This window comes from bacterium, from assembly GCA_024226335.1.
Classification (GTDB): Bacteria; Myxococcota_A; UBA9160; order SZUA-336; family SZUA-336; genus JAAELY01.
Window position 1 is genome coordinate 14,583 of sequence record JAAELY010000551.1, and the last position, 22,659, is coordinate 37,241.

The window sequence follows — 22,659 nt, forward strand, 5'->3', positions numbered from 1 at the left end:
AGCGTCAGCCTTCTTGAATGGAAAGCGCCTGGCGCGGGCATAGTCGGACGGCCGACTCGATCTTCTCGCGCTTGTCATCTCCAGGGCTCTCTTCCAGCAAGTGGAGGCAGTCTTCCTCATCGACCTTGAAGATCTCTGGCGCTTGTCCCTCGCAGACAGCGTTCGCTTCGCAAAGGTCATAGTCAACTACGATTTTCATCTTGGGGGAAACTCCAGATCTGTCTGAGGAGCCCAGCGTAGCACGGGGCTTCGGGGTTGGTAGGGTGGCCCAGGTCCAGGCGCATCGAGGCGTTCGGCTCGCCGCTACGAGATGGACTTCGCCATGCGCTCGAGCACCTCTGTGAGGATTACCCTCGAGGTCGCGAAATTGACGCGAACGAAGCCCTCTCCGCCCGGACCGAATCTGGGTCCGCTCGACAAGCCCACGCGAGCCTGTTTCAGGAAAAACTCGTACGGATCGCCCGGAAGTCCGAGTTCGCGGCAATCGAGCCAGCCCAGGTAGGTAGCTTCCGGTCGTTGGAATCCGATCCCCGGCATCCGCTCGCGCACGAAATCCTCGATGAAATTCCGATTGCCGTCGAGGTAGGCCAGCACCGAGTTGAGCCATTCATCGCATTGCGTCCAGGCGATCTCGGTCGCGTGCAGACCGAGCATTCCCAGTCCGCCGCGGATATGTCGAGGAAGAGAGTTGAAGCGAGTCATGAGGGCTTCGCTGCCGAAAACCGCGACCGCCGTGCGCAGACCCGCAATATTGAACGCTTTGGTTGCGGAAGTTAGTGTGAGAGTACGCGCTTCGATCTCGGGGCGGAGCGAAGCGATCGGGATGTGCTCGGAGCCGGCAAAAACAAGGTCGCTGTGAATCTCATCCGAGATTACATACAGATCGTGTTCGATCGCGATCTCGGCCAGTTGTTCGAGTTCGTCACGTCTGAAGACACGCCCGGTCGGGTTCTGCGGATTGCAGAGCATGAGGACACGTGTACGCGGGTCGATGCTGTTGCGCAGAGCCTCGAAGTCGATCTCATAGGCTTTGTCGCCGCGCACCAGTTGGTTGGTGATTTGCCGGCGGCCGACTTCCTCGACGCAATCGATGAATGGGGTATACACAGGAGTCTGTATGATGGCTGCCTCGCCGGCTTCGGAAAGCACCCAGAGTCCGATGTACATCCCCTGAACGACGTCAGTCAGGACCTCTACTCGTCGTGGATCGACCTTCCAGCCCCAGCGTTCCTGGGCCCGGCGAGCGAAAACCGATGGCAATCCCGCCGCGGTGGGATTGTTTGGGTAGCCGATGTCGGTTTCGAGCAGGGCTTCCTTCAAGTACTGCTCGATGGGCTCGGCAACGCGGAAGTCCATATCGGCGACCCAGGCCGGAATCACGTCGTCAGGGTACCGCTGCCATTTTTCGCCCCGTCGCTTCCTCAGCTGAGCGATGTCCAGGTCGTCGAAGCTCATCCCGCGATTGTACGCTCTTGAAGGCGGACGCGCTCCCCAGTGCGTACGTAGATCAGTTCGAGCGTTGGCGCCGGGTGATCGGGGAACGCGCGCTGGATGCCTTCCGCATAGGTCTCGAGTTGCGTGCGATAGCGCTCACGTGACGCCGGATCCGGCTGCCGATCGGTCTTGTAGTCCGAAATCACGAGATGTCCGTCGGGATCCATATGGAGCAGGTCAAGGGTTCCGCTACAAGCCACGCCGCGGCTGTCCAAAAACAGTATGGGTAGCTCTCGCGCGATCACCTCCACTCCTCGCAGGTATTCGGGCAGGTCAGAGGCGAGAAGGGCTTCGAGTGTCTCGGTCGCTTCCCTGCGCAACGCCTTCGCCTGTCCTGGCTGCCGGGTGTTCTCGGCCGCGATCAGATCGTCGAGGATTACGCGGGCCATGCCGGGGTCCGAGAAGTCCCAGCGTTCGAGCAGCTGGTGAATGAGATCTCCTACTTCTCGAGCGACCGACGAGCCCCGTCCCGAATTTCGCATCCGCCCGGACGGTGGCGATCCGTCTGGTTGCTCGAGTTCGGCTTCGCGTTCTTCGCGGATACCTGTTGCGCTGCGAAACGGTACGCGCAGGCTTTCGTGAACCGATGCCGAAATGCTCCTCGCGCGAGATATCGCCGTGTGAACATCGATCGTTTCGCCGGGTGGCTCTTCGAGCACGATATCGCTGGTCTCACTCATGTGTTTCGTCAGAACACCTGGCATGTTTGCGAGCGCCTCGTCGGCGCTCAAGCCGCAGAGCGGATAGCCCCACGGTTGCAGATACTGAACGACGGCGTTCTTGGGCGTGTTCTTGCGGGGAGCGTGAACCAGGATCAAGTTCTCTTGCGCGCGTGTGCAGGCGACATAGAACAGTCGTTTGCTCTCGGCTGTCTCATGGCGCCGCTCCTCGCGTTGCTGGACGAGCCAGGTCGATGAGCTTCCCGCCGCAGTCTCGATCGCGAAAGTTCCCAGATCAGGAAGCCACGTCGTCTGCGCGAGAGGCCCAGCCTTTCGCCCCCGGGCCTCTGCGCTGCGGCCGAGGTCTGGAAGGATGACGGTCGGGAATTCCAAGCCCTTGGCAGCGTGAATACTCATTATGCGCACGGTATTCCCTTCACCGGGGGTACCGCGGCGTCGTCTCATATTTCCGCGTTCGAGCCAGAGAATCAAAGACCTCAGGGTGTGCTCGGGTTCGGCGCGAGCCAGTTCGACGAGTGGATCCAGAACACCTCTCAGAAACGAAATTCTCTGAATCCCATCGCCCGCAACCGCTTGCAAGGGAAGCAGCGACGAGTCCCGGATGATCTCGCACAATACCGCATCGATGGGCTGATCCTGTACTCGTTGGTAGGTACGCTCCAACCAGTCCAGAGTGCGAGTCACGTTCGGGAATTCATCCCGCGCTTCGCAGCGGATCGGATCCTCCAACACATAAGTCCAACTACCTCCGGCCCTGGAAAACGCGGCAAGTTCCCGATCGGTTGCGCCGCCAAAAGGCGATCGCAGAACTCCGAGAACTGCGGGTGCATCACCTGGGTTCGCCAGAGCACGCAACAACGCCCACAGTTGTTGCCCTTCCGGGCGCTCGAGTAGATCACCGCCTGCTTCGACGGAAAAGGCCACTCCGCTTGCGGCCATCGCGCGAGTGTACGTCTGCAGATTGGCCAGCGATCGGAAGAGAAGCGCGACCTCGCCCGGGCTCTTTCTCCCCGCGCGCGCCTCGGTCGCGATCCAGTCAGCGATGGCATCAGCCTCGCTCCTGCGGGCTGTCTCGGCGCGACGAGCCAGTGAAGTATCGCCTACGGTCCAGACCTCGATCCGGGGTCCATCATGGGCAGAGTTCCGGCCGGATTCCAGCGTCTCGTAACCGGAGTAGGCGTCCTGCTCGTCCGCCGCTCCGGGTTTGAGCAGCGATGGGAACAGCCGATCGAGGGGGTCGAGGATCTCCGGCAGCGCGCGCCAACTCGTCGTCAGTTTGAGCTGGCGTCCGCCTGAATCGAGTATGTGGCGCACCGCCCGCTGATAGGCGCGGATGTCGGCACCTCGAAAGCGGTAGATCGCCTGCTTGGGATCGCCGACGATGAAGAGCTTGCCGGGCGTGAGAGGCTTCGCGAAGGGGTCTGTGTCTGCAGGCCCCGGCCCTTCTAGCGGTTGTTCAGCCAGGTGGAAAACGATTTCGTACTGAAGCGGATCGGTGTCCTGAAACTCGTCGAGAAAAAGAGTTCGATAGCGCTCACCCAGAATACGTCTGATCAGTGGATTCCGGGCGAGCATATCGCGCGTGAGTCGGAGCAGAGCATCGAAAGGCAGAATGTTGCGGCGAATGGCTTCGCTTCGCACGAGTGCGCCGAAGGGTGTCGCCAGGCGGATTACATCCTTGATCAGCGCATCATCGACCTGGACGAGGCTGCGCAACAGGGAACTCGTTTCCTTCGCGCAGTCTTCCGCCTCCGGGTTCTTCTTCGATCTGGGTGGCGTGGTTTCGGTCAAGGTTCGCGGTTTCCTGCCACCGTCGTAGAGCGTGGTCGCGATCGCTATTCGAAAGGCGTCCAGTCCGTTGTCGAGCAGGACACGAAGGACGGGCCGTGCGGTAGACAGGAATTTTTCGGGCCCATTGCTCGGTTCGCCGTCGAACGCGTCGTCGTTCTTTTCGAGTTGCTCTTCGATCAGAGGTGCGAGGACCCGAACTGTGTCGAGTTCAAGGAGAGGCGAAGTCAGGCTCGGAAGACTGAAACTCGAAAGCTCGAAGGCCAGGGCCTGGATTTCCGCTAGATCGAGCGATTTCATGACGGATGTCCAGAGTTCAGAAGACTCTCCGTCGGGGCCGTACGAGGACGAAAGGAATTCGTGCCAGAGAGAGTTTCGCAGAGAATCGAACTGGAGCCCGTCATCGACACTGAAGTCGGGATCGACACCGGATTCTAGAGGGAACTGTCGCAGGAGGGAGGCGCAGTACCCGTGGACGGTCGAGATGCTCGCGTGCGTGAGTTCGGCCTGCCTGCTTTCGGCGCGGTTCAGCAGAGTGTCGGCGGAAACTCGTTCGCACAGGTAGCCATAGGCGCGATCTGCCTCGCGCTTCAGGTCGAGTTCCGCCGCTGGACGACGCTCCCGCGCGAGTTCGAGGAGTCTTTCCAGGCCGTTCTCCAGGCGTATGCGCATCTCGGCGGCGGCTTTCTCGGTGAACGTGATGGCCGCGAACTCGGTCGCTGAGAGGTCGGTCTCGATCATCTGATTCAGAACGCGCTCGACCAGCAAACTGGTTTTCCCCGTGCCGGCTCCGGCAACTACGACCACGTTGAGATCGTACTCGCGGACAGCCGCTTCTCGCGCCTCGGCGTCACTCATCCTGAACTCCGTGGAGCGCGAAGTAGTCTCGGAATGCGGTCGCCCCAGTGACTCTCTGCTCACTGGGAGAGTGGTTTTTTCGGCATGCGACTTCGTACGCGCAGAACTCGCATTGCAAGCCGCGCCGGAAGGGGAACAGGGCGTCGCGCTGCAATGTGGCGAGCACATCCAGAACCCTCGGAACACACTCTTCTACGTCGCTCAGAGACAGGCTCGCCCGTTTTGCGCGCTGGTTGTTTCGATCGCGAAGAGGCCAGGGTTCAACGGGCAACGCTTCTCCTGAAACGGTTTCCTTCTCTTTCACCTGCGCGGTTCCCAGCACGTAGAGCGGCAATTGGAGCACTTCGCCGCGGGCCATGCCTGGTCTTCTCACATAGGACGCGACGTTGGAATTCGACTTGTAGTCTCCCATGCGGGTTTCGCCCGAATTCAATGTGAGTACGCGATCGGGAGTGCCTCGTAGATCGAAGCGTCCGGCAGCCGTGTCAAATCCGAAACGGATCTCCTGCTCAACGGCCAGTTCGGTCAGGCCATCGGGCAGGAGCGTGGACAGATCACGCTGGCAGAAGTCGTCAGCGGCTTCCATGAGCCTCGTCTTCAGCGAAGTCCAGACACGCGGGTGTCGTTCGCGAAGGCGCTTGCGCAGTTCCTCGGCGCCCGTCTCGATGGCTTCGGGAAGCAACTCGCGCGCTCGTTCCAGAGCCCGCTCGGGTGACTCTCCCGGAGCGAGTGCGCCGGTGTCGAAGAGTCTCTGGTACAGGCAAGCCAGTGCACGGTGCAGGAAGCTGCCGCGTTCGCGTTTCTCGAGTGCGTCCGGCGGAGGGCTCTGGACCTCATGTACGCGCAAGCTACGCGAGAAGAAGGCACTCAACGGGCAACGCCCGAGCATTTCGACGTGGCTCGGCGAGAAGCGTTCTGGCCTTCGTACCGCATCCGGATCCATCGCGCCGTCGTAGCTCAGGTCTTCTCCGTCGGATTGCTCGACGGCCGCGATCTGCGCGAGCCCGGCACGTACGGGTGGAACCAGTTCGGTTGCGAATTCGCGGGTGAGATCGAGCAACAACTGGCTGGAGTTCTCGGTTGAGATCCGCGCAATGCCGCGAACCAGCCCCGAGCCTCTCGCAAGCAGGTCATCCGAATTGCCTTCCGCTTCCGCGTGCTCGACGACCGAGGTTCGCGGGCCGACAAAAGGCAGCGAGCGCAGAAGCGATGATGGAGCGACCGGACGCCCGGAAGAATCCTCTGATGCCCACGATAGACGCACGCTCATCCGTGCCTGGGAGAGCATCAGTCCCAACAGGAAGCGTTCCTCCGCGTCAGCTCGTTTCGCAGTTGGAACGGGTCGCCCCGTTTTCTGGCGCAGTGCTTCGCGCGCAGCGCCGGGCAGGAATGGGTCTTCGCGGTGCTCGCGCGGCCAATTTCCGTGCGCAAGGCCGACGATCATCAGGTGATCGCAGGGCACGCCTCGGGCCTGCAGCGCGTCGAGCACGCGAACACCCCCGCAGTCGGCCTCTCTCGGACTCCGTTTCAGGGAACGCAATACTTGCTCCAGCGCTTCGAGCAACTCATCGCGTGTGATGTGGTTCCCGGACTCAGCCGCCTGATCGGCGTAATCGAGCCCCGCCATTCCTGCGAGTGCTCCCCGTACGTCTGCGTCGATCTGTCGCGTTTCTTCGTCTTCGGGTGGATCGAAGAGGGCGTCCATCGCGTTCATCAGCCGAATACCGCACTCGGCAAAACTCTTGCTTGCAACAAGCGACGCAGCGGAATCCGCAATCACCTCGAGGGTACTGCCCAGCGCTTCGAAATCTCCGGGTTCGAAGTCAACACGTTCAGCTTTGGCGATCTGTGCGGCCTGGTCGAGGCCCGCACGCCAGTCGACCATTCCGCGTACCACGCCCGCGTGTCGCGCCAGGAAGTCGGCGACGATTGGCAGCCGGGATGCGTCTTCGCGCGTCGCGACCAGACGCGTAGAAATGAGCACGCGCAGTGTCGGCGCGGTTTCGAGTCCCCCGAGCAACGCTTCCGCAAGATCGAGCCAGCGTCGAGCCTCTGGGTGTCGGACGAAAGGCTCGGAAAGCGAAGAGGTGTAGGGAATATCAAATTCCGCAAAAACCGATTCGATCCACGCGGCATGTGTTTCCAGTGAGCGAGCAACGACGCAGATCTGGCCGGGTTGAGTGCCAGTTTCGAACAGGCGCAGAATTGCCCGGGCAACGGCTTCGATCTCCTCACGCGGACTCGGCGGCGCGCTCACTTGCAAAACGCCATCGGGGATCTCGCCGTCGCGCGACAGCGCTGGGGTCTCTACGATTTCTACCGACTCGGGCGAGAACTGCCACGGCCAGTTCTCGCGCAGTTCCTCGGCATAGGCGTTGGCCCAGTCGGCCTGAAACATGCGCAGCGGCACCTCCTTTGCCAGTGCCTCGACTAAATCCCCTGCAGATCCAACTAGTTCGGTCGCTCCATGGACTTCGACTCCAGCGATGCCCAGTCGGCGGATCCAGTCTGCAGCACCCCGGCACGCAAGCTGGAAAAGCCCCACTCGCTCGTAGATGCCATCGTTCTGGAGTCGGGCCAGGGTAGCGAGCATGGCTTCGTACACCTGACGGATTTCGCGCTGCTCAGATGTTAGTTGTTCCGGTCCAACGCCCGCGTCATACAGGTCGCGCAGTGACGCAGATAGAGCGCCGGCCAGTCCCGGTCGGCTGTCGAGCAGCCTGCCGAGGCTGCGACTCGCCGATGCACAGTGCCGTACGATTCGCTCGAACCCGTTCTGGTCGAGCAGGTTGCTAATTCCTACGCCTGTTTCGGCGGCGCAATGTTCCGCGACGCCGCGAAGGTTGAGAAAGTGGCGGCCGAGAAGGACGCCATCGGGAGAAGCGCGTAGCGCTGCGAGTCGTCTTTCGCGAAGCACGCGAGTAGACGAGGCGATTTCCAGCACACGCTGGATGGCTCCCGATTCACCCCCCATGCTCACCCCAGAAACTCCCAGAAACGCGTCGTTGCGCCGCCGAGACTACCACGACATGAGAATCGAACGAATACCTCGTTTCGGTCGCGATTCGTCTTGACACACCGACGCTGTCGGCGCACAGTTTAGGTGTCGATCGAGGCCGGGACGGGGAGGAATGAGGTACTCGTCCTGAAGACAAGATCGCGTTTCGGTCAATCGATCGATGGAACGTCGACAGGGCGAGTGAGCGGGTGCTCCGGGGGACCACCGGGAGCGTCAATACTGGCCAGGAGGGCCGGCGGCAATAGACCTGATGGCGCGCATTTTCTGAACGCGGCATGTCGTCTGCTGCGATTGCGCGGCGACCCACAGGCGCTCGTCGACCACATCTTCCGCCCCTATACCAAACGGCGAAATGCCGGGCGGCGGTCGGTGACTCTTGCAGCCCAAAGGTTCCGAGGTTGAGTATCTTCGGCGCCCGCAGCCTCAATCCCCGTGACCCTTCACAACGGGTCTTGCACTGGGTTTTGCATTCCCGGCAGGTCGCTTTCTCGCTGCTCCCTTCGCCGTCCATCCTTTCGGCCAGCGAACCTGCTCTGCGCCGATCTGTTCGGCGAAACGTTCCGTTGCTTCGTGCAACGCTCGCCGTCTCGTCTGTGTCGGTTTGATTCCGGCCTCCCACCACACCCTGCGCACCTCCAGCGTTCCCTGATCGCGGTGGAATTTCGGGTCCACGCGGCCGATCAGGCGATCGCCTTCGAGCAGAGGCATCACGTAATAGCCGAAGCGACGTTTGGACTCGGGAACGAAGGCTTCGAAAGCGTATTCGAAGTCGAAGAGGCGGAGGGTTCGCTGACGATCGCGAATTGCTGGATCGAAGGGATTGAGCAGGCGGATGCGCCTGGGCGCATCCGCCAGGCGCGCCGCTCTGCGCTTCCAATCGGGTTTTGCGATCGCCTTGCGCGATTTGCTTCCGTCCGCTGAGGCCAACTCGACTTCGATCACCTCGCCTGTCGCGGTCGCCTCTTTGCACCAGCGCCGTGCCGAATCGATTCCGATGGCCAGCCAGAACTGCTGCAACTCCCTGGGGGTTGCGATCACAAGCCGCTCGAGCGCTTCCCGGCAGGCCCAGTCGAGGTGCCCGTCTTGTGAAGGCGGGGGTTGCTCGTGATGTTCCGGTAGCCAGCGCGAGCTGAGTTCGTAGACCTTCTGAAAACTGGTGCGAGCCGAGATCGACAACTCGCCGATGCGCCACAGGTATTCGAGTGCGGCTTTTTGCGGCTTCCAGTTCCACCAACCCTCGCCTCGCTCTTTCGTTCGCGCGCTCTTCACCTCTTCGAAGTCCCGGCTCATCAAAGGGCCTTCCTTTTCGATGCGCTCGAGTACATGTTCGATGACCCGATTCGCATTGCGGCCGATCTTGCGCAACGCCCAGCTCTGTAGCCGATGATCGGGCTGCTTGGCGCGTTCGAATCGATATCTCCATTGCGGATACAGCCCGATCGGAATGATCGAGGCGTCGTGAGTCCAGTGCTCGAAGAGCGTGCGCTCGCGTTCGAGCAAACGCGTCAGCGTCGCGGGTCGGTAGCGATCGAAGCGCGTGAGCAAGATGTGCTGGTGGGCGCGCTCGACTGTGTTGATCGTGTCGACCTGTACGAACCCCATTCGTTCGATCTGTTTCAGAACCCGCGCCGCACTCGCAGGCCGATCGGGATCCTCGAGAAGGCCCGCGCCACCCAGGAGCAAGTGGCGTGCGGTCTCGGCGGGTATGATGGGAGGGGCGGCCTTCACGCGCTCATTGGAGCTTGTGCGGGATTTCAGCGCAAGTCGCGGTCCGGGCCTCTTTCCTGCGCGGTTCTCAGCGGAAGTCATGTGAAGGGGGCATGCGCGTGGTGTTGTCTTCGCGATCGAGTCGTTCGAAGCGCCTCGCCTTTACGTGGATCACGCCTTCTTGATTCTGTACCGAGCCCTCGATCAGCAGGAGACCCGCACTCTGGATCAGGCGGCGGTTCTGATGAAACAGATCGGGCAGGACGACCGCATTCGAAGTGCCCGTCTCGTCTTCGAGCGTGATGAAAAGAAATCCTTTAGCCGTGCCCGGGCGTTGGCGGACGATGACTGCGCCCGCGATCCTGGCCCAGCGACCGTCGGGAACCGAACGCAGTTCGCGCGCAGTCAGTACGCCGCGAGCCTTCAGTTGCTCGCGGAAGTGCGACATCAGATGCTCGCCCGTAGTCAGGCCGGATCCTCGATAGTCTGCCAGGGTTTCTTCGTACTTCGTCATGGGTGTGAGCGGAGAGGGCGTGTCGGATGTGGCGCCGGATAGCAGTCCGCCCTGGAGTGCAGCGATCTGCCACAAGGCTTCGCGTCGTTCGAGTCCGAGGCTGGCACAGGCGCCGACTTCGGACAGGCACTCGAGTTCGTCGCGATGCAACTGTGCGCGATGTGCGAGATCGCCGATGGATTCGAATGGCGACTCTGCTGCAATGCGCTCACCCGCATCTGCACGCAATCCGTCGACATAGCGCAAACCCAGGCGCACTTTCTTGTCGTCGGTGATGTGACACAACCAGTCGCTTTCCTGAACATCGATCGGAAGCATGCGCACGCCGTGATGCTGGGCGTCTTTGACCAGCGAAGCCGGACTGTAGAAGCCCAGTGGATAGTTGTTGAGCATGGCTGTGAGAAAGCACTCGAAGTGGTGTGCCCGGATATAGGCCGATGCGTATGCGAGCAATGCGAAGCTGGCGGCGTGACTCTCGGGAAAACCGTAGAGTGCGAACGATCCGATATGGCGTTCGATCTCGTCCTGCGCTTCGAGGCCAATGCCGCGCTCGCTCATGCCCGCTCGCAAGCGTTCCATGATCGCGCCCATGCGTTCGACCGAGCGCTTGAAGCCCATGGCGCGGCGCAGTTCTTCGGCTTCTCCACCACTGAATCCCGAGATATCCATGGCCATGCGCAGGAGTTGCTCCTGGAACAGCGGAACGCCCAGCGTGCGCTTCAGAATCGGTTCGAGTGAAGGATGCGCATAGGTGACGGGTTCGCGGCCCGCGCGTCTCTTGAGATAGGGGCGCACCATATCGCCGGAGATCGGGCCCGGACGGATGATGGCGACCTCTACTACCAGATCGTAGAAGGTGCGCGGTTTCATGCGCGGGAGCGTTGCCATCTGGGCGCGGCTTTCTACCTGGAACACGCCCATCGTGTCGGCACGTTGCAGCCACTCAAACGTCTTGGGATCGTCCGGTGGAATCTTCGCCAGGTCGACGTCGGCACCGTCGTGCGTGCGCACTAGTGGAATCACATCCTCGAGCACCGCCATCATTCCCAGGCCGAGTAGATCGATCTTGATGATGCCCAGATCCGCGCAATCGTCTTTGTCCCACTGGATAACCGTGCGGTTGGCCATGCGTGCCGGTTCGACTGGAACGACTTCGTCGAGTCGCCCGCGCGCGATTACCATGCCACCGGAGTGTTGACCCAGATGGCGTGGCAGATTCTGGATCTCGTGTATCAGACGCACCAGTTGGCGCACGCGCGGAGCGTCCGGATTCACGCGCGCATTCCTGATCTGTTCCTCGAGTGCTTCGCGATCGTCGATGAATTCGTGGCGCGACAAGAGCCTGGCCAGGCGGTCGATCTGTTCGGGCGCAAAGCCCAGGACCTTGCCCATTTCACGCACCGCGCTCTTGGGGCGATAGGTGATCACATTGGCCGTCATGCCCGCGCCGTGCGGACCGTAAGTCTGGTAGACGTATTGAAGGATTTCCTCGCGGCGATCCCCCGAAGGCAGATCGATGTCGATGTCGGGCCATTCTCCGCGTTCTTCGGACAGGAAGCGTTCGAACAGCAGTTCATAACCGACCGGATCGATTGCAGTAATGCCGAGCGCGTAGCACACCAGGCTATTGGCGGCCGAACCGCGTCCCTGACACAGGATCCCGCGAGCACGGCATTCGCGCACGATGTCCCAGACGATCAGGAAGTAGCCCTCGAGTTCGAGCTTGCGGATCATGGCGAGTTCTTTGTCGAGTTGCGCGCGCACCCTCGCCGAAAGAACCCCGCTGCCGTAACGCTCGCGTGCACCCTGTTCCGACAGACTTCGCAGCAGGCCGGGCAATGTCTCGCCCGGTCCGAGCGGAAAATCGGGAAACGTGTAGCCCAGATTTTCGAGTGTGAAGTCGCACGACTCGGCGACTCGCAGAGTATTGAGCAGCGCCTCGGGCAGGTCGCTGAAGCGCTGCGCGATTTGTTCGGGAGCGCGCAGGTGGCGTTCGGCATTGGGCAGGAGCAGACGTCCCGCTTCGTCGAGTCGCGTCTTGTGATGCAGGCAGGTGAGTGCGTCCAGTAGTCGTTTCCCGGCGGGTCGCGCGTGGCGCACATCACCGGTGGCGAGCGGTGGGAGTTTCGTGGCCAATAGCTTGCGATTCAAACGCTCTTCCAGCGGATCGCAGTGTCGCCAGATCTCCGCAAAGGCTTCGTCTCCGAAGATCTCCTGGACATCCTTTGCGATCTCTGGCTTGCGCACCACTGCGAGCAGTCCGTCGGCGTGCTCGCGCAGTTGCTCGAGCGTGACGCGACACCAGGGCTTTTCGAACGAGCCGTGTCCCAGCGTCAGCAGGCGACTCAGATTGCGATAGCCGGCGCGGTTCTTCACGTAAAGCGTGACGCGGCCCTGTTCGGGCGGTGGATCTGACTTGCGTCGCCGCTGGCCTGCGCCCAGTAGCGCGATGCGCGAGCCGACGATCGCCCTTACGCCCAGCTCTCGTGCCTTTTTGTGAAAGCGCGGGAGCCCGTACAGACCGTTTACGTCCGCCAGCGCCAGCGCGCCGTGTCCGAGTTCGGCCGCGCGTTCCACGAGATCTTCGGGGGGCGAACTCGATTCGAGAAAGCTGAAGGCGCTGCGAGTGCCTAGTTCTATGTAAGGTGGGGAGGGGGAGGGCGGCATCGGGGAAGTCGAGTTTCGTATTTTGTTCGCCCTGATGTCAAGCACCACTCGTCCGCACCACCGCCCTTGGCTGGTTGCCGCAGATCGCGTATCAACAAGAACTCGGAATCGAGTTCATGAGCCTGCAACGAAAAACAGCTAGATCTCGCACGGAGCGTCGATGAGCACCGCACTTGAAGCTCTCGAACGCCTGCGTGACGGAAATCAACGCTTTGTCTCGAGCGTTCGGGGTCACGAGTCATTCACGAGTCAGACTCATTCCAGTGGCCTGGCGGCGAGCAAGGAACCGTTCGCCATCATTCTGGGGTGTTCCGACGCGCGTGTTCCGGCGGAAATCGTCCTTGACCAGGGGCTGGGTGATCTGTTCGTCATCCGGGTCGCTGGGAACATCGTGGCGCCTTCCCAGATCGGCAGCGTCGAGTACGCCGCTTCGAGGTACGGAACGCGACTGGTGGTGGTTCTGGGGCATTCCAGCTGCGGCGCCGTTCAGGCCACTCTGGAAACACTTCAGCAGTCGCTAGAGAGCCAGTCGCGCAACATACATTCGATCGTCGATCGCATTCGGCCAGCGCTGGAGCCGTTGCTGAAGACAGAACTCAAGCATGATCCGGACGAACTCGAGCGTCAGGCGGTTCGGGCCAATATCAGCGCATCCGCCAGCCAACTGCGGCACGGATCGGAGATTCTGGAGGAAATGATCCAGACCGCGGGACTTCTGGTCATCGGTGCCGACTACTCGCTCGAGACCGGGTTCGTCGACTTTTTCGACGGAGTACCGGAGTCTTTTGGCGGGCGGTCGTAGACGAGCCAGTCTTCGGCCCGATCCTGAATTTTGAGGTGTCGGCTGGGCGGAGAAGGAACGACGATGGCGAGCAAGATCTACGGATACTGTCTGTGCGGCCAGATCACCTATGAGTACGGCGGTTCGGTCGGCCCGGCGGGTTACTGTCATTGCGAGGATTGTCGACGTTGCACCGGTAGTGCCTTCAATATCAGTGTTCGCTTCGATCTCTCCGAGTTTCACATAACAAGTGGCAGTCCAAGAGGGCTCACGAAACGCGGAGATAGCGGCAATGAGCTCACGCGCTTCTTCTGCCCGGAATGTGGATCTCCCATCTACACGGCATCTCCGACGCATCCGCGCCAGGTGTACGTAAAAGCCGGCACCCTCGACGATCCGAAGGCCGTCCAGCCGGCCCGCCAGGACTGGGTTGCGTCAGTCGTGCCCTGGAGCCGGATCGATCTGGACATCGACAGCTTCGCAGGGGGCGGGGAATAGCATGCAGGGCATCCTTCCCCGAGCGGAAACGGCCAGATCTGCGGTCCTCGTGTGATGGAACGCGATCCCGATTTCATGGTGGCCCTGCTCAAGGTCTGGGTTTGCGGGCGACAGTTTGCTGATTCTCAAGACTACTTGGACGGAAACAGGCTGCGGGTCAGCGCGGAGTGCGGCGACTCCGGAACGATCGTGAAGACGGAGGGACCGTTTCTCCATCTCGGCGATGTCGCGAAATTCCTGGGCGAATGCGAGGTACTCCACCAGGAGTCCCGAGGAGTCGCCCGACTCCGCACCACCGGCCCCAATCTCGCAGCTTCACTCGAAGCGAGCGATTCGATCGGCGGAATCGAGGCCAGTATCCAGATCACTTCCGAGCACCCCGTAAAAGAGCACTCGTTCACGTTCGCCATCGATCAGAATCACCTGCCCTACATCATTCGAGGACTGAAGGCGGTACTGGATCAATACCCCATCCGCGGTCGTCCAGCGCAGGCTTGATCTTCAAGCCGCACCGCGATGCCCAGGCCGTGGTGGTTTCGACCGGGGTCGACCGTTCGAATCAGAGTTTGCGAAGGGTTTCGAACTCCTCTTCGATCGCCAGTACGAACTCGTGCAGATCTGGTACTGCGTTCCAGTCTCCATTGAAGCCCCAGTAGAGACCGCCGTCGTAGCTGAAGAGCGCGACCCCCAGCGCCTGGTTCTCGTAGAGCGGTACCAGCGGATAGCTTCCGAGCATGCGCGCGCCGTTCAGGTAGATGGGGAACTGGGGTCCCGGGACGTTGGTGACGACGAGGTTGAAGCTGCGACGAGCCGAGGACAGTCGAGTGAAACTCGTGAGCAATCCGCTCGCCGTCCAGTCGCTGAGTTCCTCGAGCATTTCAGTGCCTTTGGCCTGACCGGAGTTCTTCAGTCCCCGAGTTTCTTCTACAACCGCCATGAGGCGCTTCTGCGGATCCTCCTCACCCACGGGCAGGGAAGCGAAGAGCATCGAGACGCGATTCCCGAGCTTGCCGTGTTCCTCGTCGGAACGGGTGCTCACGGGGATGAAGGCACGGAAGTCGATGCCATCCAGAGCTACACCGCGGTCTGAGAGGAAGCGGCGCACACCACCGGCGACGCACGCGAGGACGACGTCGTTGATCGTCGCACCGGCTTTGTCCTTCACCTCCCGAACGATGCCAAGGTCGAAGCGAGTCCAGTCGAAGCGTCGGTGCGGGCCGATTGGGACATTGAAAGGCGTATCCGAGGCGGGAGTGATGGCTTTCCCCAGTCCCTCGACGAATCCCGAGACTGCGTGCGAGACCTCGTCGTACGTCTGCCCGGGATTGCGAAGTGCATTGACAGCACCGGAGAGCGCCCGCCCGGGGATCGACGCGCGCCGTCGGAGTTCACCACCCAGAAGTGCCAGAGGGCCGGGTACGGGTCGCGGCATCCAACGCGAGTGGCTGCGCTCGGCGCGGTACTCCTCGTCGATTCCCATGAAAGCCGAAAGCAGATCCACACCTGAAACTCCATCGATCAGGCTGTGATGCACTTTGGATATGACGGCAAGTCGTCCGTTCTCCAGACCCTCGACGAACCAGAGTTCCCAGAGCGGCTTCTCTCGCTCCAGCTTCTGCGACATGATGCGTCCCGCCAGTCGCTTGAGCTGTCGCTCCGTACCGGGAAGCGGGAGGGCGGTGTGACGAACGTGGTAGGTCAGATTGAAGTGCGCGTCGTCGACCCACACGGGATGCCCCGAAATCGGCGCGCGTGCGAGCTTCTGGCGAAAACGCGGTGTGCGCGCGAGCCCGGCCTCGGTGAGAACCAGGACCCGCTCGAAATCGAGCCCGCCTTCTTCGTCGGCCAGGGGCCCAGGATCGAAGATCCCCACGGAGCCCACGTGCATGTGCACACCCGGAGTCTCCAGGTCGAGGAAGGCCGAATCGAGTGCAGTCAACCGGTCGTAGTGTGTATACGCCACCGCCTGGTCCTCCTAACGTGACCGCCTCGGGAAGGTCGTCGGAGCGCCACGTTGGACTTGGGGAAACAAGAACCCGTTGACCAGAGTGCAATGCGCGTACCGGATTCGAAGGCGCTTTAGCGGGTCTTGAAGCGAGTCACCCACAGAAGTGCGTCATTTTTTCCCAGGCTGGATCAGAACTACAGGAAGTTGGAATTTCTCCTCATCGGCCGAGAGAAGTCCTGCCCCCGGCGACCTGGCTAGCCTAGCCTGGTCGAGAGGCGCCTGAGCAAGCGTTGGATCGGGTAGCGCTCGGGGTCGGCGCTGCGCAGTTCGACGAGCAGACACGAGAAGTACTGTGGGGAATTCGTTGCAACTGCAAGCGGAGCCGTCCAGACTGTCCTGGTGCAGGTAGAAGCCGGGACACGAACTCTGGGATCGGGTACGCAGCCATGCGTTAGGCGGGTTTCCGCATTGCGAAAGCCCTTCGCAGTGGCAACACAGCTTCGTTTCTTTCTCCTTCTCACGCTCAGTGCGGGCGGATCTGGATGGATCTCCTCCTATGCCGGTGCAGCGCCGCTCGCGCTCGTCAACTCCGGATTCGAGGACATTTCCGGCGAAACACTCTCGAACGAGTTTACCTTCGGACCCTTTAGTGGGTGGGATCTTTACGACCCCAATGGCGTGACCGACGGTGGTGCCGGCCCCACCTACTTCATAGGGACGCTCACGCCCGTCGAGCCCGATCCGATCGGTGCTCCCGGCGTGTACACGTTCTTTCCCGATGGCGCTCCTGAAGGTCAGAGAGTCGGAATCGCGTTCAGCTATTCTGGCACTGGAGGCCAGGGCGAATGGGGACTGGTCCAGACGCTGGCCGACACATTGCAACCTGAGACCCTGTACACATTGCAGGTCCGCATCGGCAACATCGCCTCGGGTACCTCTGTTGGCGGTGGAGTCTTCCCACTCGACGGATTTCCCGGGTATCGCGTCGATCTACTCGCGGGCGGGGTCGTCGTCGCCCAGGACGACAATAGCCTGGCGGGCACGATCCCTGAAGGTGAATTCGCGAATACGACGCTCGAACTCACCACCGGCACGACTCACGCGCAGCTCGGTCTGCCCCTCGGGATCCGTCTGGTCAACCTGAACATCGCCGACCCCAACCACCCCGCCTCGGATCTCGAAGTCGATTTCGATGACGTGCGTCTCGACACGACGGCCGCGCCGGCACTGATTCCTGTTCTGTCCGGGCGTTACGGGTTGCTTCTGGCAATGCTGCTCGCCGGGTTGGTCGCGTCTCGTCTGCGGAGTTCGTAGGCGCCTGCGCTAGCGGGGGTCGAGCCGGAAATAGGCAGTGTCGTCTTCCGGCCGAAGATTGGGCGGCGGGTCGGCATCGTGGCGCTTCCACCAGAGCCGACTGTAGGCGCGCAGGCGCTCGTCCGGGTCGTCGATCTCCTGGGCACGCACGGCGAAGACACGCTTGCCGATCGCAATGCGCACACCGGGTTCGGCGCGCAGATCGGCCACCCAGGCCTCGTCGTTGGCACTCTCGACTTCGAAGTAGAGATGCGGACCCTGATCGGCGAAACGCACGCGCACCGTGTAGGGATTGGCGGGGCGCAGCTCGAGAGTCACCCTGCGCTCCGCGCGGCTGAAGATCCAATTCTTCGGATTCGGCTCAGCCTCACCTTCGATCGCCCCACTTCCACAGGTGAGTAGTAGCAGGGCGGCGGCGATGATCGATTTCTGCATACCAGGAGCATATCGCAGTCATCGGGGACAGGGAGTGAGAGGAAAGAGCCCGTTATACTCTGGGTCGGGAGCACTGAGGGGAGCCCGATGCGTCGGGCCGCATCTGAGGAGGGCAGTACGTGAGCATTCAATGCGACCGCTGGATCCGCGAGCAATCGCTGGAGCACGGTATGATCGAACCATTCGTCGAGCGCTGCGAAGGCGACGGAATCGTGAGCTACGGTCTTTCGAGTTACGGATACGATGTTCGCGTCGGCCCCGAGTTCAAGGTCTTCACGAACGTCAATAGTTCGATCGTCGATCCGAAGAACTTCCGCGAAGACGCGTTCGTCGACATCAAGGGGGATGTCTGCGTGGTTCCCCCGAACTCGTTCGCACTCGCACGGACGGTCGAGTACTTTCGTATTCCCGAAGACGTCCTGACGATCTGTGTGGGCAAGAGCACCTACGCTCGTTGCGGGATCATCGTGAACGTGACGCCATTCGAGCCGGGTTGGGAAGGCACGGTGACGCTCGAGATCTCCAACACGACTCCGCTTCCGGCCCGGGTCTACGCGGGTGAGGGAATCGCGCAGGTTCTCTTCTTTCGCGGCGAACAACGTTGCGAGACGAGCTACTCCGATCGTCGGGGAAAGTACCAGGGCCAGTCCGGGATCACGCTTCCTCGAGTGACCTAGTCCGACCTAGTCCGAAGTGCAGACGAGATCCGTCTCGATTGAACGGCTCGGTGTCGCTTCGCGAAAGGCTGTGTGTGGTGGAGATCCGCGATTACGATCCGTCGCGCGGTCTCTGTATGTCGAGGAGGGTTTCGAGGAGTCCAGGGTCTTTCTGGAGAAACTGCTGGCGTCTCAGTCGTAGATTCCATCTATGTACCAGGAGTTGTCTTCCAGGTTGTGGTACAGGCGATAGAGGCCCTCGTCGGACAGTTCTACGTCGTAGTAGTCACGTGCGAAACGGCTTTCGCCCCACCACTCGCCGAACAGGCGCCAGGGACCGGCGCACTGGCGCACTACACCGCCCGCGATGCTGAGGCCGGGCTCGTGCAGTGGGCCGATGTGTTCGGGTTGTTCATCTGCGCGCACGCGCACCATGCGTGGGGGGCGAAGCGCGCGCAGGGCGATCGTGGCGCGTGGGGAAAGCGACGGTGCTTCACTCCAGGACGCGTCGCGTGCCTGCGAAGTGCCCGAGTGACTCAATGCCTCGTAGTCCTGGGCGCGTGCCTTTTCGTGTTCGAGGCGGAACGTTTCCATGCGCGCGGCGTCAGGTTGGTGCGTGTCCTGTAGACCCGGTGCGCCGATCGTGCCCTGACCGCAGAGCGATTCGATGCGCGCAACGGTCATCGCGAGTTCGGCGGGTGCGGGCAGGGGAGGCATGAAAAGATCGAGTTGCGCCGTTTCGATGTTTCCCGGCGTGGCGACTACGCGTGCGCATTCGACGGGTTCGGGCGGCGGATCGCTTTCGAGTGAGAGCCGTACCAATGAGGTCAGCACGTGGACTTCGAGTGTGGGTGCGGCCAGCTTTACTTCGCGAGCGGAGGTGCGACCGCTTTCGAGCGTGAGTTCGAGCAAGAGTTCGCGCGCGGCGAGCGCACGTATGCGCAGTCGTCGCGACAGGCGATCGAGCACGCTGCGCAACAGGAATGAAAGTGTCTCGAGATTGCCGACGGGGAAATCCGACTCGAGTGATTCCTCGAAGCGCATCCTGGGTGGGGAAGGCTGAAACGGCGTCAGGTCTTCGCCGCGTGCTCGGCGTGCGAGCGCCACACCCTCTTCCCCCAGGCGCGCTCCCAGCGCAGGTCGTGCGATGCGCGCCAGCTCACCGAGTGTTCGCACCCCCCAGCGCCAGAGTCGATCGATCAGCTCTTCGGATGGATCGAGCAGATCGAGCGGAAGCGGATCCAGAAACTCCTGGGCCTTTGCATGTGAAACGATGTGTCCGCCACCGCGATGGCGCGCTGCAAGAGCGGCGACGCCGCGCGTGGACCCGATGCCGAGTCGCGCAGCTTCGAGCCCCACGTCTGCGAGTCGCGCTTCGAGTGCCGTGAGCAGACCGCGCTCGGATGGAAACAGGGCCTGCGTTCCGTCGAGGTCGAGAAACACCAGGCCGAGTGTTGCGTCCATGACGCCGGGCGTGACCGAGCTGGCCACGTCGACCAGGGCCTGGTGCGCCGAGTGCACGCCTTCGATCGAGAGTGCGCGGACCTCGAGATCGGGTTGTACCGCGCGCGCCTGTGTGACGGTCATGCCGCGCATCCAGCCGGCGACAATGGCAGGTGCGCGATTGTGTCGCCGATCCGGGCGCACTTCGAGAATTGCCAGCGGCTTGCCGCGCAGTTCGGGCTCGCTGCGCAGCGCCGCCGCCAGCGGAAGGTCGGGAATCAACAGACACGCGACGCGACCGGGATTGGCCTGCGTGCGTTTCGAAATGGAGCGAGTTGTCTTGCGTGCCGCGGACAATTAGAAATTCCCTGTGAATGAACCTCTGGCCAGGGAAGGACCGGGATGCGCGCAAACTTCTACGGAACTCGCTGGTGCGGGGAGTGGAGAGTCGGGGGGATTGGCGCCGGCCTTTCTGCCTGAACTCTCCGACGGTAGTTTCGCCTTTATTTCGCCTACTCGTCAAGTCCGATTTTCGACCTGCAAGCACTCCGGTAGACTCGTTTCACGTCCCCCCCCTAAAAAAATACCGCGCCCGCGTGTCCGCCAGCGGGTCGCCTCCAATCGGAGTCCTCCATGTCGATTGCCACTCAGTCGGGAGCCTGCCTCTGCGGGGCCGTGCGCTTTACAGTAAAGCTGCCGAGTTCGTTCTGCGGACATTGCCATTGCTCGATGTGCCGTCGGAATCACGGAGCTGGCTTCGTCACCTGGTTTGCCGTACCGGAGCAACAACTGTCGATTGACGAAGGCAAAGACGAACTGGTGAAGTTCGCCTCTTCCGATCACGGAACGCGTTCGTTCTGCAGTCGTTGCGGCAGTTCGCTGTTCTGCGTGACCGGATTGACTCCGGATCATATTGATATTCCACTCGCCAACATGGAGGGTCCGATCGATCGCGAACCGCAGATCCACGTGTACTACGACGACCGAGTGCCGTGGGTCGACGCGAACGACGGCTTGCCGCGACTCGGCGGAGAGACGGGACTCGAACCGATCACCGAGTCGGACGATCCCTCGTGATCCACTTCAGAAGCGACGCGATCGTCTGAGTCATGCGAGAGTGCGAGCGACGCGTCTACGTCATCACGCATCCCGACGTCGTCATGGACCCGCGGGCACCGGTTCCGCGCTGGCCGCTATCGGAACGTGGACTGGAGCGAATGCGCGCGTTGCTGGGCGCCGAGTGGATCAACGATGTAACGGCCGTCTACTCGAGCACCGAACAGAAGTCGCTCGACGGAGCGGCGCTTCTTGCGGCGCATCTGGATCTGGAAGCACGAGCCCTGGCCGAGTTGGGAGAGAACGATCGATCCGCGACGGGATTTCTTCCCTCAGAAGAATTTGAAGAAACAGCGAACGCGTTCTTCGCCAGGCCCGACGAATCGATTTGCGGCTGGGAGACCGCGCGGGCCGCCCAGGAGCGGATGCTCGCTGCGGTCCGCGGCTTGAGCGCGGCTGACCCATCCGGGGGGCATATCGCGATCGTCTCGCACGGTGGCGTGAGCACACTCCTGCTCTGTGAACTTTCTGGCTGGGAGATCGCGCGAGAACGCGATCAGCCGGGCGGCAACGGCGGCAACTATTTTGCTTTCCTGCGTCACAGCGAAGAGCTCTTGCACGGCTGGCAGCCGATCGACCCGGAGGCCTGAACTTCCGGCGCGGTACTCGGTTTTCTGGCCGGTTTCCTCTCGATTGCCGTACTGATTTTCGACACTCTTCTGACCAGCTGGATATCCGTGAATGCCAGGCGAGCGCTGCGTTCATCTGTTCAGGCCACGCCAGCAAGCTAGATGGTGATCCGGAGCTTCACCCGGCCGGGAGAAGCGGGAGAAGCGGGAGAAGGACGATCGTGCCCAGCAGTGATCTGAGAATACGGCCGTGGAAGTTCGACTACGCGCAGGCACTCGAGGAGGCGATCTTGGAGTCCGCCGCCGAACTGCGTCCTTGGATGCCCTGGTGCGTACCCGACTACGGCCCAAAGGAAACCCGGGCTTTTTTGGAAGCGACGATCAGAGGTCGGCAGGAAGGCACCAGTTACGAGTTCGCAGTATTCGACACGAACGAACTCCTGCTTGGAGCGTGCGGTCTCAATGGCGTCGATCTGTCGAACAAGCGAGCGAATCTCGGCTACTGGGTGCGCACTTCGCAGATGGGGAAGGGCATTGCCACGGCGGCCACTCTAGAAGTGCGCGACTGGGGTTTCGAGAATACCGATCTGGTGCGCATGGAAATCGTGGTCGCTCTTGGAAATCGGGCCAGCCAGAGGGTTGCGGAGAAAGCCGGTGCAGAGCGGGAGGGGGTCGCGCGCAGACGACTTCTCCTGTATGGCGAATCCCACGACACAGTCGTGTATTCGTTCATTCGGAGCGACCAGCCCGATCCGTGATTCAGGCGCTTCTTTTCGCTGTCGACGGAGTGCCGCGAGGGCACCGGTCCGTTCGAAACAGTGCTCTCCCGCCTCCAGCAAAAGGCGCCGTCGGATTCTCCCGTGTTACTGGAACCAGGGATTCCATCGATACTGCAAACCCGGAAGGGTAAACTGAAGCGAATGAAGTCGCTTCGCCCTGCTGATTACGAAGAGGTTCCTTGCGGGCGCAGCGTGAAGCTGCGCGGTCGTGAGTACGGAGACTTGAAGCGGCGCCACAATAGCTGAGCCTTGGCCTGTGCCACTTCGGCTTCTCGCAGCTTCGCGATGATCGGCTCTGCCGTATGCCGCTTCCTTGCCATCTTCGTTCCCGCTCCGAGCACCGGGATTCGACATGGCCTCGGCTCAGGGCTCAGGGGTCAGGTCAAGTCTGTC

The 22,659-nt window shown here is 61.6% G+C and carries 17 protein-coding genes; 8 read left to right on the forward strand and 9 right to left on the reverse strand.

Translation table 11 applies throughout. The annotated features are described in order from the left end of the window. Positions 1-4 precede the first annotated feature (4 nt). From GY725_26930 to dnaE, 6 genes are all read right to left on the reverse strand, one after another. Positions 5-199 (reverse strand): ferredoxin, encoded by a 195-nt coding sequence (locus tag GY725_26930; GenBank protein MCP4007834.1) that lies wholly within the window; start codon positions 197-199, stop codon positions 5-7. A gap of 104 nt (positions 200-303) precedes the next feature. Further along, a complete protein-coding gene (locus GY725_26935) occupies positions 304-1,455 on the reverse strand; it encodes a pyridoxal phosphate-dependent aminotransferase (GenBank protein ID MCP4007835.1) in 1,152 nt (383 codons plus the stop codon). After that, positions 1,452-4,820, reverse strand: coding sequence for a UvrD-helicase domain-containing protein (locus GY725_26940; GenBank protein MCP4007836.1), 3,369 nt, complete (start codon positions 4,818-4,820; stop codon positions 1,452-1,454). Before GY725_26940 ends, GY725_26935 begins: the two co-directional genes overlap by 4 nt. Then, positions 4,813-7,800 (reverse strand): hypothetical protein, encoded by a 2,988-nt coding sequence (locus GY725_26945; protein ID MCP4007837.1) that lies wholly within the window; start codon positions 7,798-7,800, stop codon positions 4,813-4,815. The genes GY725_26940 and GY725_26945 overlap by 8 nt, the downstream gene beginning before the upstream one ends. A 462-nt stretch (positions 7,801-8,262) precedes the next feature. Next, a complete protein-coding gene (locus tag GY725_26950; GenBank protein ID MCP4007838.1) occupies positions 8,263-9,567 on the reverse strand; it encodes a winged helix-turn-helix domain-containing protein in 1,305 nt (434 codons plus the stop codon). 67 nt (positions 9,568-9,634) lie between these two features. Next, positions 9,635-12,727, reverse strand: coding sequence for a DNA polymerase III subunit alpha (dnaE, locus tag GY725_26955; GenBank protein ID MCP4007839.1), 3,093 nt, complete (start codon positions 12,725-12,727; stop codon positions 9,635-9,637). Between the two features lie 160 nt (positions 12,728-12,887). Here dnaE and GY725_26960 point away from each other — a divergent pair, with 160 nt between their 5' ends. The 3 genes from GY725_26960 (at position 12,888) to GY725_26970 (ending at position 14,504) form a co-directional block, all read left to right on the forward strand. Beyond that, positions 12,888-13,529: a carbonic anhydrase gene (locus tag GY725_26960; GenBank protein MCP4007840.1), complete on the forward strand. Its 642-nt coding sequence runs from the start codon at positions 12,888-12,890 to the stop codon at positions 13,527-13,529. Between the two features lie 63 nt (positions 13,530-13,592). Then, positions 13,593-14,006 (forward strand): GFA family protein, encoded by a 414-nt coding sequence (locus GY725_26965; protein ID MCP4007841.1) that lies wholly within the window; start codon positions 13,593-13,595, stop codon positions 14,004-14,006. A gap of 54 nt (positions 14,007-14,060) precedes the next feature. Beyond that, complete coding sequence (locus GY725_26970; GenBank protein MCP4007842.1) at positions 14,061-14,504, forward strand: hypothetical protein; 444 nt, start codon at positions 14,061-14,063, stop codon at positions 14,502-14,504. Positions 14,505-14,565: 61 nt separating this feature from the next. On the opposite strand, the gene GY725_26975 is transcribed toward GY725_26970, so the two are convergent. Further along, a complete protein-coding gene (locus GY725_26975; protein MCP4007843.1) occupies positions 14,566-15,969 on the reverse strand; it encodes a wax ester/triacylglycerol synthase family O-acyltransferase in 1,404 nt (467 codons plus the stop codon). A 471-nt stretch (positions 15,970-16,440) separates the two neighbouring features. On the opposite strand from GY725_26975, the gene GY725_26980 reads away from it, so the two are divergent. Then, the gene (locus GY725_26980; GenBank protein MCP4007844.1) at positions 16,441-17,268 is read left to right on the forward strand and encodes a hypothetical protein; all 828 of its coding nucleotides are present in this window, start codon (positions 16,441-16,443) and stop codon (positions 17,266-17,268) included. Positions 17,269-17,277: 9 nt separating this feature from the next. Here the strand turns inward: GY725_26980 and GY725_26985 are convergent, their stop codons facing one another. Further along, complete coding sequence (locus GY725_26985) at positions 17,278-17,703, reverse strand: nitroreductase family deazaflavin-dependent oxidoreductase (GenBank protein ID MCP4007845.1); 426 nt, start codon at positions 17,701-17,703, stop codon at positions 17,278-17,280. A gap of 119 nt (positions 17,704-17,822) precedes the next feature. On the opposite strand from GY725_26985, the gene GY725_26990 reads away from it, so the two are divergent. Beyond that, entirely contained in the window at positions 17,823-18,380 is a 558-nt protein-coding gene (locus tag GY725_26990; protein ID MCP4007846.1) for a dCTP deaminase, read from the forward strand. A gap of 171 nt (positions 18,381-18,551) precedes the next feature. On the opposite strand, the gene GY725_26995 is transcribed toward GY725_26990, so the two are convergent. Beyond that, positions 18,552-20,159, reverse strand: a complete 1,608-nt coding sequence (locus GY725_26995; GenBank protein MCP4007847.1) for a DNA polymerase Y family protein — start codon at positions 20,157-20,159, stop codon at positions 18,552-18,554. Positions 20,160-20,435: 276 nt separating this feature from the next. On the opposite strand from GY725_26995, the gene GY725_27000 reads away from it, so the two are divergent. The 3 genes from GY725_27000 (at position 20,436) to GY725_27010 (ending at position 22,245) form a co-directional block, all read left to right on the forward strand. Then, entirely contained in the window at positions 20,436-20,879 is a 444-nt protein-coding gene (locus GY725_27000; GenBank protein MCP4007848.1) for a GFA family protein, read from the forward strand. 32 nt (positions 20,880-20,911) lie between these two features. Beyond that, positions 20,912-21,508: a histidine phosphatase family protein gene (locus tag GY725_27005; protein ID MCP4007849.1), complete on the forward strand. Its 597-nt coding sequence runs from the start codon at positions 20,912-20,914 to the stop codon at positions 21,506-21,508. A gap of 200 nt (positions 21,509-21,708) precedes the next feature. Further along, complete coding sequence (locus GY725_27010; GenBank protein ID MCP4007850.1) at positions 21,709-22,245, forward strand: GNAT family N-acetyltransferase; 537 nt, start codon at positions 21,709-21,711, stop codon at positions 22,243-22,245. Positions 22,246-22,659: the final 414 nt, after the last annotated feature.

Excerpts from the sequence above, each read along its gene's own strand:
- GY725_26970 (MCP4007842.1), top strand. The coding sequence starts at position 14,061 with ATGGAACGCGATCCCGATTTCATGGTGGCCCTGCTCAAGGTCTGGGTT.
- GY725_26935 (MCP4007835.1), bottom strand. The coding sequence starts at position 1,455 with ATGAGCTTCGACGACCTGGACATCGCTCAGCTGAGGAAGCGACGGGGC.
- GY725_26985 (MCP4007845.1), bottom strand. The coding sequence starts at position 17,703 with ATGCAGAAATCGATCATCGCCGCCGCCCTGCTACTACTCACCTGTGGA.
- GY725_26960 (MCP4007840.1), top strand. The coding sequence starts at position 12,888 with ATGAGCACCGCACTTGAAGCTCTCGAACGCCTGCGTGACGGAAATCAA.
- GY725_26930 (MCP4007834.1), bottom strand. The coding sequence starts at position 199 with ATGAAAATCGTAGTTGACTATGACCTTTGCGAAGCGAACGCTGTCTGC.
- GY725_27000 (MCP4007848.1), top strand. The coding sequence starts at position 20,436 with ATGTCGATTGCCACTCAGTCGGGAGCCTGCCTCTGCGGGGCCGTGCGC.
- GY725_27005 (MCP4007849.1), top strand. The coding sequence starts at position 20,912 with ATGCGAGAGTGCGAGCGACGCGTCTACGTCATCACGCATCCCGACGTC.
- GY725_26940 (MCP4007836.1), bottom strand. The coding sequence starts at position 4,820 with ATGAGTGACGCCGAGGCGCGAGAAGCGGCTGTCCGCGAGTACGATCTC.
- dnaE (MCP4007839.1), bottom strand. The coding sequence starts at position 12,727 with ATGCCGCCCTCCCCCTCCCCACCTTACATAGAACTAGGCACTCGCAGC.
- GY725_26965 (MCP4007841.1), top strand. The coding sequence starts at position 13,593 with ATGGCGAGCAAGATCTACGGATACTGTCTGTGCGGCCAGATCACCTAT.